This window comes from Achromobacter sp. MFA1 R4 (assembly GCF_900156745.1).
Lineage (GTDB): Bacteria > Pseudomonadota > Gammaproteobacteria > Burkholderiales > Burkholderiaceae_B > Achromobacter.
Window position 1 is genome coordinate 5,660,321 of record NZ_LT707065.1, and the last position, 14,054, is coordinate 5,674,374.

Sequence of the window (14,054 nt, forward strand, 5' to 3'; positions counted from 1 at the left end):
CACCGGCCCCGCTACAGCAACTCGTCCCGCAAGTAGTACCACCGATACAGCAACCCCTGGCCGATTCGGCGGAACGGCGCAAACAGGTGCCCTGGCAGCGGCGTGTCGTAGATCGGCAGGTTCCAGGCGATGCCGTCCTGGCCCATCATCCGCTGCGCCAGCCGCCGGCCCGCGTGGGCCGAAAACGCCACGCCGTTGCCGCCGTAGCCGAAGGCGTAATACACCTGCTGCGCCGGATCGGGCTGCGTCACGCGCGGCATCATGTCGTGGCTGACGTCCACCCAGCCCCACCACGAATAGGCCACGTCCACGCCGCGCAGCGCCGGGAACTTGCGCGCCAGCCCTTCGCGCAGCAGCGAAAGGTGACGGGGGTTCTCGGCGTCCGCCCCGCGCAGCGCGCTGCGGCTGCCGATCTGCATGCGGCCGTCGGGCAGCAGCCGGTAATAGAAGCGCAAGGTCCGGGTGTCGGTGATGAACACCGTGCTCTTTAACCCCGCCGCCTCGCGCTCGGCGGGCGACAGCACCCGCGTCACCATGGAATTGGACAGGACCGGCATGATCCGGTTGTCCAGCAGCCGGTTCACGCCCTGCGCGGTGTAGCCGCCGGTGGCGAACGCCACGCGCCGCGCGCGCACCGTGCCGGCGGGGGTCTGCAACCGCACCATGCCGTTTTCCATGCGCCAGCCCAGCACCGGGCTGGACGGATGGATGCGCACGCCCAGCGCCCGCGCCTGGCGCAGATAACCGTAGGCGAGCTTGAGCGGATGCACGCCCACGCCGTCCGGCTCGTGCATCGCGCCCACCGCCTCGCGATCATCCACATAGCGTTCCCGCAGTTCGGCGCGCGTCAGCATTTTCACGTCGTAGCCGAAGGTCTCGCGCATCACGCGGGCTTCGTTCTCCAGGAAGGCCATTTTCTTCTGGCGATGCGCCGTGTACAGGTGGCCGCCGGGCTGCGCGTCGCAGTCCACCTGCGCCACCAGGCTCTTCCAGTATTCGAAGCCCTCGCGGATCTCCGCATCCAGCCGCTTGGCGGTGTCCAGGCCCCAGCGCGCGATCCACTGCGAGCGGTACAGGCGTCCGGACGCATTCTGGCCCTGGCCGCCGTTGCGGCTGGTGCAGCCCCACACGGCGCGGTTGGCCTCCAGCACCACGGCCTTCACGCCGAAGTCGCGCGCCAGCGTCAGCGCCGCCGACAGGCCCGTAAAGCCGGAGCCTACGATCACCACGTCGGCGTCGATGTCTCCGTTGATGGGCCCGTCGTCCTCGGGCGGCGCGCCGGCCGTCGCCACCCAGTAGGTGGGCGCATAGTCCTGCCCCTGGCCGGGCGGCGACACCAGCGGGTCGTAGGCCGGGTTGTAGGCATTGATGGCGGCGCCGGGCGCGGGCGCCGGGCGGGGAATGCCGGCCGACATTTGCGTATCCATGGCGTCGTCTAGGTCCGGGCAGGCAAGGCCGGACGCTGCTTGCGGAAGGCGTTCTTCACGCGGATTTTGCCGTCCTTGAAGGTGAAGACATCGACCATGTCGGCCTCGATCCGCGATCCGTCCGCCGCCGTGCCGCGGAACGTGGATTCGGACACGCCGCGGTCGCCGGCCACCCAGTGCCGGCCGTTCTCCCATTGGGCATCCGGGAAATTCTTCCAGGCCGCGGCAAACGCCGCGCGCACCGCTTCCGGTCCCGAATGGCGGCTGCCGTACTGTTCGGGTCCGCCCACGGTCTCGAACACGCAGTCGTCGCTCATGAACGACATCAGGGCGTCGATGTCGTGCCGGTTCCAGGCGGCCGCAAACTCGGCCAGCATGTCCACGGTGACGGTCTTTTGCATTGCCTACCCTCCTTCTCTGGCGCGGCGCGAGATGCGTCCACGCTGAACCCTCAAGGTACGTGCGGGGCATGCCGGGGACTAGGACCAGACGCGGGGAATCGCTTGCACCAGCAACCGGCGCTAGCGCGCGTGCGCGGCCTCCGGGGCCGCCAACCCGGCGTCCGCCATCGCAGCCGGATCGAGCGACGCGGCGATGCAATCCAGATCGATGCCCCCGCGCATGCCGATCAGCACCAGCGACGGCGCCTGCACGCCAGCCGGCCTGCGCGCCTGCGTGTCAAAGCGCACGCGCCGTCCGGCCAGTTGCACCAGCACCCAGCCGTGGCGGTCGGTGCGGACCCAACCCTTGGCGCGCAGCACGTCGCGCGGCAGTCGCCGCAGGCGCGCAGCCAGCGCGTCGGCATCCAGCAGCGCGGGCGCGCGCCATAACCAGCCCTGGAACGGATGCGCCGGCGCGGTCGGATCGAGCCGCGGCGCCGCATGCGCGCACCGCCCATCGCAGACGTGGTCCGCGCCGCCGTGTCCCGCATCCGGCGCCACGGCCTCGCCGCTCAGATACCGCAGGTCAATCCGCCCCTCGCGGGTCTCGACGACGGGCGCGCCACCGCTCGTCTCGCGCAGCCAGGCACGCAACGCCGCCAGGTCGGCGGGCGAGGCCAGGTCGGTCTTGTTCAGCACCAGCAGGTCCGCTGCGCGCAGTTGCCGCTGCACGGTATCGGCCAGCAGGGGATCGCCCGCCGCGTCGCGGATGCCGCCGGCGTCCGCCAGCACCACCACGCCTTCCAGTTGCAGCATCGGGTCGGCCATGCCGACCTGCGCGATGCGCCCCGGGTCGGACACGCCGCTCGCCTCGATGACGATCCACTCCGGCAAGGGGTCCAGCGCCAGCACGCGCGCCAGCGCATCGTCCAGCCCGCCCGCCATCGAGCAGCACACGCAGCCGTTGGCCAGCCGGATCACGTTGTCGGCGCGATCTGCGATGAGGCCCGCGTCGATGTCCACCGGCCCGAAATCGTTGACCAGCACCGCCGCGCGCCGCGCACTGGCCGCCAGCACATGGTTCAGCAAGGTGGTCTTGCCCGCGCCCAGGAAGCCGCCCACCACGGTCAGCGGAATGCGCGCCATCTCACGCTTCCCGCAGCGGCAGCGGATGCCCGCCGACGACCGTGCCCAGCACTTCCAGGTCCTTCAGGTCCTTGGGCGCCACGGCGGTGGGATCGTCCCGCAGCACGCAGAAGTCCGCATGCTTGCCGACTTCGATGGATCCGACCAGATGGTCCATGTGCAGCGTGTAGGCGGCGCCCAGCGTGATGGCGTGCAGCGCGGCGTCGACGCCGATGCGCTCGGATTCGCCCAGCACGCGGCCCGAGGCGGTCTGCCGGTTCACGGCGCACCAGGCGGTGAAGATCGGTCCCAGCGGCGTGATGGGCGCGTCCGAATGGATGGCGTACGGCACGCCGGCGCGCGCGGCCGACGCGCAGGCGTCCATGCGGTTGGCGCGGTCCGGTCCCATGGTCAGCGCATAGTGCGCGTCGCCCCAGTAATAGATGTGGTTGGCAAAGAGGTTGACGCACATGCCCAGGCTGGCCATGCGGCGGAACTGGGCGGCGTCGGCCATCTGGCAGTGCTGCAGGGTGTGGCGGTGGTCGCGGCGCGGGGTGCGTTGCAGCGCGCGGTCCACGGCCTCGATGGCAAGCTGCGTGGCCTCGTCGCCGTTGGTGTGGATGTGGAGCTGCGCGCCCGCGTCGTGATAGGCCTGCACCATCGCATCCAGCTCCGAGGGCGCGATGACCCAGATGCCGTTGGGCGCGCCGTTGTAGTAGCCGGGCCAGCGCACCCGGGCCGTGAACCCCTGGATCGATCCGTCGACCACGAGCTTGACCATGCCCAGGCGCAGCTTGCCGTGGTTCAGGCGCCGCGCCGCCGCCAGCTTCTCCAGGCAGCGCGCGGGGTCGCCCGCATAGGTCAGCGCGGACGCCGCCGGCACGATGCGCACCGGATAGTCCGGCTCGGCCGTGACCCGCGCCAGCGTCGCCAGCCCGTCGTCGTTCAGCTCGTTGACCAGGTCGGTGGCGGTGGTCACGCCCGCCCACTGCGCCACCTTGCCGAACATCCGCAGGCCCTCTTCGGTCAGGCCCACCGTGCGAAACGGGCTACCGATCAGCCGCATGACCGGGAACATGGCCGCGAACTCGCAGAGCTCGCCGCTGGGGCGCCCATCCGCCAGCCGCGCCACGCCTTCGATGTCGGTGTCGCGGTCGATGCCCGCGCGCGCCAGCATGGGCGTGTTGACGTTCATCAGGTGCATGCTGGCGTGCATCACCACCACGGGCCGTTCGGCCGAAACGGCATCCAGGTGGTGGATGCTCATGCGGTCTCCGCCGAAGAAGATGGGATCGAAGCCCCAGCCAATGAGCGTCTCGCCCTGCGCCAGCGACCGCTCGGCCTCGCGCAGGCGGCCCGCCACCTCCGTGAAGCTTTTCAGCCCCGGCCACAGCGTGCCGTCCGGCCCGCGCCGGTCGTAATAGCCGACGTACACGAACTTCCACATCCCGCCTTCGGGCAGGTGGCAATGCCCTTCCACCAGCCCCGGCATCAGCACGCTGTCCGCGTAGCGGTCGTCGACCCGCGCCGGCCCCCAGCCGGCCAGGTCCTCGCGGCTGCCCACGCCCAGGATGCGCCCGTCCCGCACGGCGACGTGGGTCGCGCGCGGCTGCGCGGGGTTCATGGTGAGGATGGATCGTGCGACGTAGAGGGTGGTCTGGCCGGAGGGCGGATTCATCGGATTTCCTTGGCGGTCTGGGGAGCTGGGGATCGGGAGGCCTGGCGAGCTGCGGGCCGGACGGTTCGCATGGCCGGTTCAGCCCTGCAGCGGCGACACCGTCACGCCGTCCCGCGTCTCGACGAAATGGCAGGCCACGTGATGCGCCGGCGCGACTTCCCGCAACTCGGGTTCGCGCGTGGCGCACAGCGCCTGCGCGGCCGGGCAGCGGCCGGCGAAGCGGCAGCCCGGCGGCGGGTTGACCGGGCTGGGCGGATCGCCCGACAGCCGGACCCGGCGCGCGGCCGTTTCGCGGCCGCCCTTGACGGTCGGCACGGCGGACATCAGCGCCACGCTGTACGGATGCAGCGGCCGCGAGAAAAACGCGCGGCGCGAGGCCCGTTCGATGATCTTGCCCAGGTACATGACCGCGATGTCGTCGCACACATGCTCCACCACCGCCATGTCGTGCGAGATGAAGAGAAACGACTGGCCGTGCTCGCGCTGGATCCGGCGCAGCAGATTCAGGATCTGTGCGCGGATGGCGATATCCAGGGCCGACACCGGCTCGTCGCAGACGATCAGGTCGGGCGCGCTGGCCAGCGCCCGCGCGATGTTCAGGCGCTGGCGCTGGCCGCCGGAGAACTGGTGCGGAAAGAGCTGGCGCTGTTCGGGCCGCAGCCCCACCAGCTCGAACATCAGCGCCACGCGCGCCTCGCGCCCGCCGGGCGGATCGATGCCCATCAGGTCCAGCGGCGTGCGCACGATCTCCTCGGCGCGCTGGCGCGGGTTGAGCGACGAATACGGGTCCTGGAAAACGAGCTGCAGACGCCGCCGCATCCGGCGCAGCGCCGACCCGCGCATCGCGGTCAGGTCGCTGCCGTCGAAATGGATGCTGCCGCCGGTCGGGTCCGCCAGCCGCAGCACCGACAGCGCGGTCGTCGTCTTGCCCGAGCCGGACTCGCCCACGATGGCCAGCGTGCGGCCGCGCTCCAGCTCGAACGACACGCCGTCCACCGCGCGCACGACCACCGGCTTGCCATCGCGCCCGCGGCCGCCCACCGGGAAATGCACCGACAGGTCGCGCACCGACAACAGGGATGACGAATGCGCCTGGCTCATTGCGATGCCTCCGGGTAAAGCCAACAGGACACGCCCTGGCCGCCGTCCAGCACGGTCATGGGCGGAAACTCGCGGCTGCAGCGCGCCATGGCGTGGCTGCAGCGGTCGACGAAGGGGCAGCCCAGGCCGCGCTCCCACACCGACGGCACGACGCCGGGAATCTCGGGCAGGTCGGGCCGCTCGTCGCCGGGCTCGCGGTCCAGCTCCGGCAGGCAGGCGATCAGGCCCTGCGTGTACGGATGGCGCGGATGCGCCAGGATCTGGCCGACGCTGCCCTGCTCCACCACGCGCCCGCCGTACATGACCACCACGCGATCCGCCATCTCAGACACGGCGCCCATGTCGTGCGTGATCAGCAGCACGGCGGTGCCGCGCCGCGCCTGCTGTTCGCGCAACAGGTCGAAGATCTGGGCCTGCACCGTGACGTCCAGCGCGGTGGTGGGCTCGTCGGCGATCAGCACGTCCGGGTCGCAGGCCAGGGCAATCGCGATCATCACCCGTTGCCGCATGCCGCCCGACAACTGGTGCGGATAATCGTCCACGCGCCGCTCCGGCAACGGAATGCCGACGGACTTGAGCATGTCGATGGCGCGCTCGCGGGCCTCGCGCTTGGACAGTCCCTGGTGCAGCCGCAGCGGCTCGCCGATCTGGTCGCCCACCGTGTACACCGGATTGAGCGCCGTCATGGGTTCCTGGAAGATCATCGAGATGTTGTTGCCGCGCACGCGGCGCATCGCCTCGTCGTCGTGCATGGCCAGGTCCGCGCCGCGCACCCGCACCCGGCCCGCCCCGATCCGCGCCAGCGGCGGAATCAGCCGCATGATGGCCAGCGCCGTCATGCTCTTGCCGCAGCCGGACTCGCCCACGAGGCACAGCGTTTCGCCGGGACGCAGGTCGAAGCTCACGTCGCTCAACACCTCGGCGGCGCGGCCGCGCGTGTGGAACGCCAGGCTGAGGCCGTCCACTTCCAGTACAGGGGCCATGTCGGCGGCGTTCATGCCCGGCCCCGGGAGTTCGGATTGAGGGCGTCGTTCAGGCCGTCGCCGATCAGGCTGACGGCCAGCACGGTCAGGAAGATGGCCGCGCCGGGCAAGGTCACCGCCCACCATGCGGTCAGGATGTAGGGGCGGTTGCTGCCGATCATCAGCCCCCAGCTCATCACGTTGGGATCGCCCAGCCCCAGGAACGACAGGCCCGCCTCGAACAGGATCGCGGTGCCGATGGCCAGCGTGGCCGACACGATCAGCGGCGCCAGCGCGTTGGGCAGGATCACGCGCCAGATGATGCGCGCGTCGCCGGCGCCGATCACCCTTTCCGCCAGGACGTACTCGCGCCGCTTGAGCCGCAGGAACTCGCCGCGGGCCAGGCGCGCGGTGCCCGTCCAGCTGACCACGCCGATGGCGACCGCGATGGTGGCCAGCGACGGCGTGAAGAGCGTCACCAGCACCATGGCAAAGAGCAAGGTGGGCAGCACCTGGAAGAATTCCGTGATGCGCATCAGCGTTTCGTCGATCCAGCCGCCGTAATAGCCCGCCAGCGCGCCGATGGTAATGCCGATGGCCATGGACAGCACCGCGGCTACCACGCCCACCAGCAGCGTCGCGCGCCCGCCGTAGATCATGCCGGTCAGCACGTCGCGCCCCAGGTAGTCCGACCCCAGCAGCATCTCGCCGCCAGGCGGCTCCATGGGCGCCGCGGCAATCTCGAACGGATCGGCCTGCATCGCCATCGGGCCGAAGATCGTCAGCGCCAGGATCGCGGCCAGGAGCAGCACGCCGGCCAGCGCGCTGGGGTTGCGCGCAAAGACGCGCAGCGCCTCGTAGGACGGCCGGGGCGGCGGCTTGGGCCGGGCGTCGTCGCGCGCGGCGCCGGGCATGGCAAGGGGTGCGGGTCTCATGATGTCTTGATCCGGGGATCGATCAGGCGGTAGGCCAGATCGGTGAGCTGGTTCATCACCACGACCAGCAACGAGGCAAAGAGCAGGATGCCGAGCAGGGTCGGATAGTCGCGGCGCAGCACCGAGTCGAACGCCAGGCGTCCCAGCCCCGGCCAGTTGAAGACCGTCTCCACCAGAATCGCCCCGGCCAGCACGTTGCCGAACTGCAGGCCCAGCATGGTCACCACCGGCAGCACGCCGTTGCGCAGCGCGTGCTTGTAGAGGACGGTGCTTTCGGGCAGGCCCTTAGCGCGCGCGGTGCGGATGTAGTCGGCCGACAAGGCGTCCATGACGCTGGCGCGCGCCAGCCGGCTGTACTGCGCCAGGTAGACGAAAGCCAGGGTGAACGCCGGCAGCACCAGGTGGTGCAGCACGTCCGCCACGCCCGCCCACCCGTCCTGCGGACCGCCCGCCGATCGCATGTCGGACACCGGAAAGATCGGCAGCATCGAGGCGAACAGGATGATGAGGATGATGCCCGTCCAGAACACCGGCGCGGAATAGCCCACCACCGACAGCAGCGTGATGCCCTGCGACAGCGCGCCGTTGGGCTTGCGGGCGGCCAGCGTGCCCAGCAGCGTGCCGGCCAGGAAGGCGGCGGTCACCGACGTCACCACCAGCAGCAGCGTGGCGGGCACGCGGTCCCAGATCAGCTGGGCGACGGACACATTGAAGAAGTAGGAATAGCCCAGATCGCCCCGCAGCACCTGCGACAGGTAGATGCCCAGTTGCGTGAGGAAAGGCTTGTCCAACCCGTACTGCACGCGCAACTGGGCGCGCAGGTCTTCGCTGATGCCGCCCATGGACCCCGCGATGGTCTCCACGGGGTCGCCCGGCGAAATGTGGATGAGCAGGAAATTCAGCGTCACCACGGCCAGCAGCAGGATCGCGGCGTAGGCCAGGCGTCGCGCGAGATATCGCAGCATGACGGCTCCCGCTACTGCACGGTGGTCTCATCCAGCGGCGACAGCATGCCCCATATGCCGGTGGGCAGGCCGTGCACCTTCTTGGACGACAGCGTGTGGTACGGGATGACGGTCAGGAAGTCGATGGGCACGTCCTCGGTGACCAGGCGCTGGAACTCGGCGTACAGCGCGCGGCGCTTTTCCAGGTCGGTCTCGGTGCCCGCCTGCTCCAGCAGGGCGTCGACCTTCGGGTTCTTGTACGACTGCGTGTTGGTCCAGATAATGTCGCGGATATTGGACGACATGTAGGTGCGGTGCACGCCGATGACCGGATCGCCCCAGTTGAAGACGATGTCGGTGGTCATGTCGAAATCCTTGCCGGCGATGCGCTTGGCCCAAGTCGGGAAGTCCGGCGACGCCCGCACCTGCACGTTGATGCCCACCTTCTTCAACTGGCTGCGCAGGTACTCCGCGACGTTCTTGCCCTGCACGTCGCTGCCCGGCATGTAGTCCACCGTCAGCGTCATGCGCTCGCCCTTGTCGTCCTTCTTAAAGCCGGCCTCGTCCAGCAGTTTTTCTGCCTGCTTCAGGTCCAGCGGATACTTCTTGACGTCGTCGCTGGCGAACGGGCTGGTGCCCACGATGGGGCCATGGGCCGGCGCGGCAAAACCCGCGTTCAACGCCTTGGTGATGAAGCCCTTGTCCGTGGCATAGGCAATGGCCTGCCGCACCCGCACGTCGTCCAGCGGCTTGCGCGCCGTGTTGAACGCCAGCCAGCTCAGCGCGCCGATGCCTTCATAGCCCTTGCTGGTCATGACGATGGACGGGTTGTCCTTGGCGCGGCGCAGGATGGTCGGCTCGGTCATGAAAGGCAGCGCGCCGATGTCGCCCCGCTCAAGGCCGATCAGCAGATTGGTCGCATCGGGATTGATCTTGACCACCACGCGGTCCAGCAGCGGCTTGCCCTTCAGGAAGAACTTGTCGAAGCGTTCCAGCACGATCTCCTGGCCCGGCTTGAACTCCTTGAGGATGAACGGCCCCGAGCCCACCACGTCCGCGGAGTTGCGCGGGTGCGTCTTCAGGTCCTGGCCGTCGCCGTAGATGTGCTTGGGCAGCACCGGCATCAGCGCGGGCGACAGCGCCAGCAGGATCGCCGGATGGGGCTTGCTCATGCGCAGCACGGCGGTGCGCGCGTCCGGCGTGTCCACGCGCTCGACGGGCGCGAACATCGTCTGGAAGGGATGGTTCTGCTTGACCGCCATGATGGAGAACGCCACGTCCTCGGACGTCACGGGCTTGCCGTCGTGGAACAGCGCGTCGCCGCGCAGGTGCAGGGTCAGCGACTTGCCGTCCGGCGCCAGCTCCCAGGACTCGGCCAGGTAGGGCTGCGGCTTCCAGTCCGCGTCGTAGCGCAGCGGGCTGGCAAAGAGCTGCGAACTGGGCAGCGCCGTGGCGGTGCCCGACTGCACCGCGCCGTTCAGGTGCCGTGGCACCTGGGTGGAACCGATGACCAGCGTGCCGCCCGGCTTGGGCGCGTCCGCCGCGGCGGCGCCTCCCGCCATCGCGAACACCGACAGAATCGTGGCCAGGCCGAGTCTTGCGCTGCGCATGTGCTACCCCTTTGATGTATTGGCGTGGACCATTCATGGATGGCTTGCGGACTAGCGTAGTCATCCCCTGGATGCGCGCTTAGTACCAAACCGCCGGACTTGGTGGTGCCAGGACCGTTCGCGGTCAACCGGCAAGCGCGCGGGCGTACAGCGCGGCGACGGCGCAGCTGTTGACCCGCGCCTCCATGGAATCGGAGCGGCTGGTCAGCAGCACCGGCACACGCGTGCCCAGCACCAGGCCCGCCGCGCCCGCGCCCGCCAGCCAGGTGAGCTCCTTGTAGAGCATGTTGCCGGCCTCGATGTCCGGGACCAGCAGGATGTCGGCGTCGCCCGCCACGCGCGACACGATGCCCTTCTGGTCCGCCGCCTCGCGCGAGATGGCGTTGTCGAAGGCCAGCGGCCCGTCGATGTCGCCACCGCGGATCTGCAACCGGTCCGCCATCTTGGACAAGGCCGCCGCGTCCAGCGTGGCCGGCATGGCGGGGTTCACCGATTCGGTGGCGCACAGCACGGCCACCTTGGGCCGCTCCACGCCCAGCGCGCGGGCCAGGTCGATGGCGTTCTGCGCGATGTCCGCCTTTTCCTGCAGCGAGGGCGCGATGTTGACGGCGGCATCGGTCAGGATCAGCAGCTTGGGATAGGCGGCCACGGCCATCACGAAGGCATGGCTGATGCGCCGGCCCGTGCGCAGGCCCGATTCGCGCGTCACGACCGCCGCCATGAAATGGTCGGTGTGCAGGCTGCCCTTCATCAGCATGCTGACGGCGCCATCGCGCGCCAGCGCGGCGGCGGCGCGGGCGGTCTGCAGCTCATCGTCCGGGGCGTCGACGATCTCCATCGATCCGGGGCGCATGCCTTCCTGCGCCATCAAGGCCGCCACGCGGTCCGCCGGCCCGACCAGCACGGGCTCGATATAGCCGGCCTCGCGCGCCTGCGCGGCGGCGCGCAGGCTCACGGGGCACAGCGGGTACGCCACCGCGGTGCGCAAGCGCCCCGCCGCCAGCGCAGCGACGCGCAGCGGCTCGAACAAACGGTCGAATGCCATGTCTTGGCTCCTGCCGCGGGCGCGCACGCGGCGGCCCGGTGGATGACCGGCGCGGCCCGATGCCACGCCCCGGGCCGCGCCGCGCGCGCCGGTCAGCGTCCGGCCGGCTCGATCGAGAGCGGCACCTCGCCGGCCTGGAACGGCTGGTTCACGTACTTGCGGTACTTGTCCAGGAACCGCACCGGCTGCTTCAAGGCGTCGCGGCGGAACGGGTCGCCCAGCTCCTGGCTGACCATCATTTCCAGCACGGTGGTCTTGCCTTCCAGTTGCGCCTGGCAGGCGGCCTGCAGCGCGGCGCCGACCTGGTCGGCATGCTCCACGCGGATGCCCTCGGCGCCCATGGCGCGCGCCAGCTCCGAGAAATTCGGATTGCGCAGATTGCTGCCCACGAAACGCCGGCCGTAGAAATCGACCTGGTTTTTTTTCTCGGCGCCCCACTGGCCGTTGTGAAACACCACCGCGGTCACCGGAATCTGTTCACGCACGCAGGTCAGCAGCTCCTGGAAGCTCATGCACCATGCGCCATCGCCCACATAGGCCACCGCCGGCCGGTCGGGCCTGCCCAGCTTGGCGCCGATCAGCGCGGGCAGCGCATAGCCGCAATTGCCGAAGCTCATCGCGGCCAGCATGGAGTTCGGCTCGTCGAAACGCAGGTAGCTGTTGGACACCGAGCAGATGTTGCCGATGTCCGTGGACACCATCACGTGCTTGGGCATCGCGCGTTCAAGCTCGCGCAACATGCGGCGCGGATGCATGCGGCCGCCGCCCTGCTCGATGATGTCCAGGCTCCAGTCGTCGCGCTCGTGCGACCAGCCGTCCAGCTCCTGTTCCCACTCGGACTTCTGCGCGGCGATTTCGCGGGCGCGCTGGTCCTTGGTGCGGATGCAGGCCACGTCGCGCTGCTGCAACCGGGCCGTCAACGCCGCGGCCGCCGGCTTGGCGTCGCCGCAGATCCCCACCGACACCGGGCGCACCAGGCCCAGCATCCGGTGATCGGCGTCGACCTGGATGATGCGCGCGTTCTGCGGCCAATATTCCAGGCCATGCTGCGGCAAGGTGCCAAAAGGCCCCAGCCGCGTGCCCAGCGCCAGCACCACGTCCGCCTGCGACAGCAGCTTCATTCCGGCTTTGGCGCCCTGGTATCCCAACGGGCCGCACCACAGCGGATGGCTGGCCGGGAACGCGTCGTTATGCAAGTAGCTGGTCACCACGGGCGCGCCCAGCAATTCGGCCAGCGCCACGCATTCGGCCTGCCCATCCGAAAACAGCACGCCGCCGCCGGCCACGATGACCGGAAATTTCGCCTCGGCCAGCATGCGCGCCGCCGCTTCCAGGTCCTCTTCCGCCCCGGGGCCGCGGCGCACGCGGCGCGGTTCGGGGATGGCCACGTCGATCTCGCCGTAGAAATAATCGCGCGGGATGTTGAGCTGCGCGGGACCGCGTTCGGCCATCGCGTTATCGAACGCCTTGGCCGTGAACTCCGCGATGCGGTCCGGACGGTTCACGTGCGCCTGGTACTTGGTGATGCGGGAAAAGATGGGCAGTTGCTCGGTCTCCTGGAAGCCGCCCAGGCCCATGCCCGAAGTGCCCGTTTCGGGCGTGATCGCCACCACCGGGCTGTGCGCCCAGTACGCGGCGGCCACGCCGGTCACGAAATTGGTGATGCCGGGGCCGTTTTGCGCGATGCACACGCCATGCCTGCCGGTCACGCGCGAATAGCCGTCGGCCATGTGCGCCGCGCCCTGCTCGTGCACCGTCGGCACGAAGCGGATGCCGGCCGCGGGAAACAGGTCCAGCGCATCCATGAAGGCCGAACCGACGATGCCGAAAACATCCTTGACGCCCTGCGCGACCAGCGTCTCGACAAACGCTTCGCTGGGGGTCATGTGTTGCTTGCTGCTCATGGTCTCTCTCCTGGCGGGCCGGCGCTCGTCCGATTGCTCATTGGCCGGTGTGATCCGATACTGCGCCAGAAATCCGCGGGTTCCCACCCCTCGCCGTTTCATTTTCTGCATTTTCTGTGCGAGGATGGGCAGCCATTCGCCGAATCTTCAAATATTGAAAGATGAAAGACGAGTCCTCCGCCGCGCTGCGCGCGCTGACCCTGCTGGAACAGGTGGCCCGCTCCGCCCAGCCCGTCTCGCTGGCCGAGCTGACCGAATCCACCGGCCTGCCCAAACCCTCGGTGCTGCGCATCCTGTCGCGCCTGGTCGACGCCGGCATGCTGCTGCGCGAACCCGTGGGCAAAAGCTATGTCAGCGGCCCGCGCCTGGGCGCCCTGGCCCGCGACACGCTGCTGAACTCGCCGCTGCGGGGCGAGCGCCACCGCATCCTGGACAGCCTGGTCGACGAAATCGGCGAAACCTGCAACTGCACCATGCTCGACGGCGACGAGGTCATCTACCTGGACCGCGTGGAAACCGCCTGGCCCCTGCGCGTCAACCTGCAATCGGGTTCGCGCGTGCCCCTGCACTGTTCTGCCAGCGGCAAGCTGTTCCTGGCCTACATGCGCCGCGAAACGCGCCAGCGGCTGCTCGCGGCGGCCGCGCTGCCGCGCTACACGCCCAACACGCTGTGCGACGTGGCGGCGCTGGAAGAGGAACTGCGCGTCATCAGGAAGGAAGGCGCCAGCTTCGACCGCGAAGAATTTTTATTGGGGATCGTCTGCATGGCGGTGCCCATCCTGCACGGGACGCGGGCCATCGCGGCGGTGGCGCTGCATGCGCCGGTGGCAAGGCTGTCGATCGACGGCGCCCGAGCGTGGCTGCCGCGGATGCAGGAGGCGGCACGGGCGCTGGCGGGGACGTATCAGGCGCCGGTCCCATCCCCCAGGCCGTAAACTAGCGG

12 protein-coding genes are annotated in these 14,054 nt (G+C 69.5%); 1 reads left to right on the forward strand and 11 read right to left on the reverse strand.

Features of this window, described 5'->3' with window-relative positions; all coding sequences use genetic code 11:
* Positions 1 to 11: 11 nt before the first annotated feature.
* The 11 genes from BXA00_RS25915 to xsc form a co-directional block, all read right to left on the reverse strand.
* Positions 12 to 1,427, reverse strand: a complete 1,416-nt coding sequence (locus BXA00_RS25915; protein ID WP_076521237.1) for an FAD-binding oxidoreductase — start codon at positions 1,425 to 1,427, stop codon at positions 12 to 14.
* An 8-nt stretch (positions 1,428 to 1,435) separates the two neighbouring features.
* Positions 1,436 to 1,828: a nuclear transport factor 2 family protein gene (locus tag BXA00_RS25920; RefSeq protein ID WP_076521238.1), complete on the reverse strand. Its 393-nt coding sequence runs from the start codon at positions 1,826 to 1,828 to the stop codon at positions 1,436 to 1,438.
* A 120-nt stretch (positions 1,829 to 1,948) separates the two neighbouring features.
* On the reverse strand, positions 1,949 to 2,953 hold the full coding sequence (locus BXA00_RS25925; RefSeq protein WP_076521239.1) for a GTP-binding protein: 1,005 nt from the start codon (positions 2,951 to 2,953) through the stop codon (positions 1,949 to 1,951).
* Position 2,954: 1 nt separating this feature from the next.
* Positions 2,955 to 4,610 (reverse strand): amidohydrolase, encoded by a 1,656-nt coding sequence (locus tag BXA00_RS25930; RefSeq protein WP_076521240.1) that lies wholly within the window; start codon positions 4,608 to 4,610, stop codon positions 2,955 to 2,957.
* 78 nt (positions 4,611 to 4,688) lie between these two features.
* Positions 4,689 to 5,711, reverse strand: coding sequence for an ABC transporter ATP-binding protein (locus BXA00_RS25935; RefSeq protein WP_076521241.1), 1,023 nt, complete (start codon positions 5,709 to 5,711; stop codon positions 4,689 to 4,691).
* Positions 5,708 to 6,709: an ABC transporter ATP-binding protein gene (locus BXA00_RS25940; protein WP_083714343.1), complete on the reverse strand. Its 1,002-nt coding sequence runs from the start codon at positions 6,707 to 6,709 to the stop codon at positions 5,708 to 5,710. Before BXA00_RS25940 ends, BXA00_RS25935 begins: the two co-directional genes overlap by 4 nt.
* Positions 6,706 to 7,608 carry an ABC transporter permease gene (locus BXA00_RS25945; protein WP_076521242.1) on the reverse strand — a complete coding sequence of 301 codons (903 nt, stop codon included), beginning with the start codon at positions 7,606 to 7,608 and terminating at the stop codon, positions 6,706 to 6,708. The genes BXA00_RS25940 and BXA00_RS25945 overlap by 4 nt, the downstream gene beginning before the upstream one ends.
* Positions 7,605 to 8,573 (reverse strand): ABC transporter permease, encoded by a 969-nt coding sequence (locus BXA00_RS25950; protein ID WP_076521243.1) that lies wholly within the window; start codon positions 8,571 to 8,573, stop codon positions 7,605 to 7,607. Before BXA00_RS25950 ends, BXA00_RS25945 begins: the two co-directional genes overlap by 4 nt.
* A gap of 11 nt (positions 8,574 to 8,584) precedes the next feature.
* Complete coding sequence (locus BXA00_RS25955; protein ID WP_076521244.1) at positions 8,585 to 10,162, reverse strand: ABC transporter substrate-binding protein; 1,578 nt, start codon at positions 10,160 to 10,162, stop codon at positions 8,585 to 8,587.
* Between the two features lie 124 nt (positions 10,163 to 10,286).
* Positions 10,287 to 11,207: a bifunctional enoyl-CoA hydratase/phosphate acetyltransferase gene (locus tag BXA00_RS25960; protein ID WP_076521245.1), complete on the reverse strand. Its 921-nt coding sequence runs from the start codon at positions 11,205 to 11,207 to the stop codon at positions 10,287 to 10,289.
* A gap of 92 nt (positions 11,208 to 11,299) precedes the next feature.
* A complete protein-coding gene (xsc, locus tag BXA00_RS25965; RefSeq protein WP_076521246.1) occupies positions 11,300 to 13,111 on the reverse strand; it encodes a sulfoacetaldehyde acetyltransferase in 1,812 nt (603 codons plus the stop codon).
* A gap of 161 nt (positions 13,112 to 13,272) precedes the next feature.
* Between xsc and BXA00_RS25970 the strand changes: the two genes are divergently transcribed.
* Positions 13,273 to 14,046, forward strand: coding sequence for an IclR family transcriptional regulator (locus tag BXA00_RS25970; protein ID WP_076521247.1), 774 nt, complete (start codon positions 13,273 to 13,275; stop codon positions 14,044 to 14,046).
* The last annotated feature ends 8 nt before the right edge of the window (positions 14,047 to 14,054 follow it).

Excerpts from the sequence above, each read along its gene's own strand:
- BXA00_RS25915 (WP_076521237.1), bottom strand. The coding sequence starts at position 1,427 with ATGGATACGCAAATGTCGGCCGGCATTCCCCGCCCGGCGCCCGCGCCC.
- BXA00_RS25920 (WP_076521238.1), bottom strand. The coding sequence starts at position 1,828 with ATGCAAAAGACCGTCACCGTGGACATGCTGGCCGAGTTTGCGGCCGCC.
- BXA00_RS25925 (WP_076521239.1), bottom strand. The coding sequence starts at position 2,953 with ATGGCGCGCATTCCGCTGACCGTGGTGGGCGGCTTCCTGGGCGCGGGC.
- BXA00_RS25930 (WP_076521240.1), bottom strand. The coding sequence starts at position 4,610 with ATGAATCCGCCCTCCGGCCAGACCACCCTCTACGTCGCACGATCCATC.
- BXA00_RS25935 (WP_076521241.1), bottom strand. The coding sequence starts at position 5,711 with ATGAGCCAGGCGCATTCGTCATCCCTGTTGTCGGTGCGCGACCTGTCG.
- BXA00_RS25940 (WP_083714343.1), bottom strand. The coding sequence starts at position 6,709 with ATGAACGCCGCCGACATGGCCCCTGTACTGGAAGTGGACGGCCTCAGC.
- BXA00_RS25945 (WP_076521242.1), bottom strand. The coding sequence starts at position 7,608 with ATGAGACCCGCACCCCTTGCCATGCCCGGCGCCGCGCGCGACGACGCC.
- BXA00_RS25950 (WP_076521243.1), bottom strand. The coding sequence starts at position 8,573 with ATGCTGCGATATCTCGCGCGACGCCTGGCCTACGCCGCGATCCTGCTG.
- BXA00_RS25955 (WP_076521244.1), bottom strand. The coding sequence starts at position 10,162 with ATGCGCAGCGCAAGACTCGGCCTGGCCACGATTCTGTCGGTGTTCGCG.
- BXA00_RS25960 (WP_076521245.1), bottom strand. The coding sequence starts at position 11,207 with ATGGCATTCGACCGTTTGTTCGAGCCGCTGCGCGTCGCTGCGCTGGCG.
- xsc (WP_076521246.1), bottom strand. The coding sequence starts at position 13,111 with ATGAGCAGCAAGCAACACATGACCCCCAGCGAAGCGTTTGTCGAGACG.
- BXA00_RS25970 (WP_076521247.1), top strand. The coding sequence starts at position 13,273 with ATGAAAGACGAGTCCTCCGCCGCGCTGCGCGCGCTGACCCTGCTGGAA.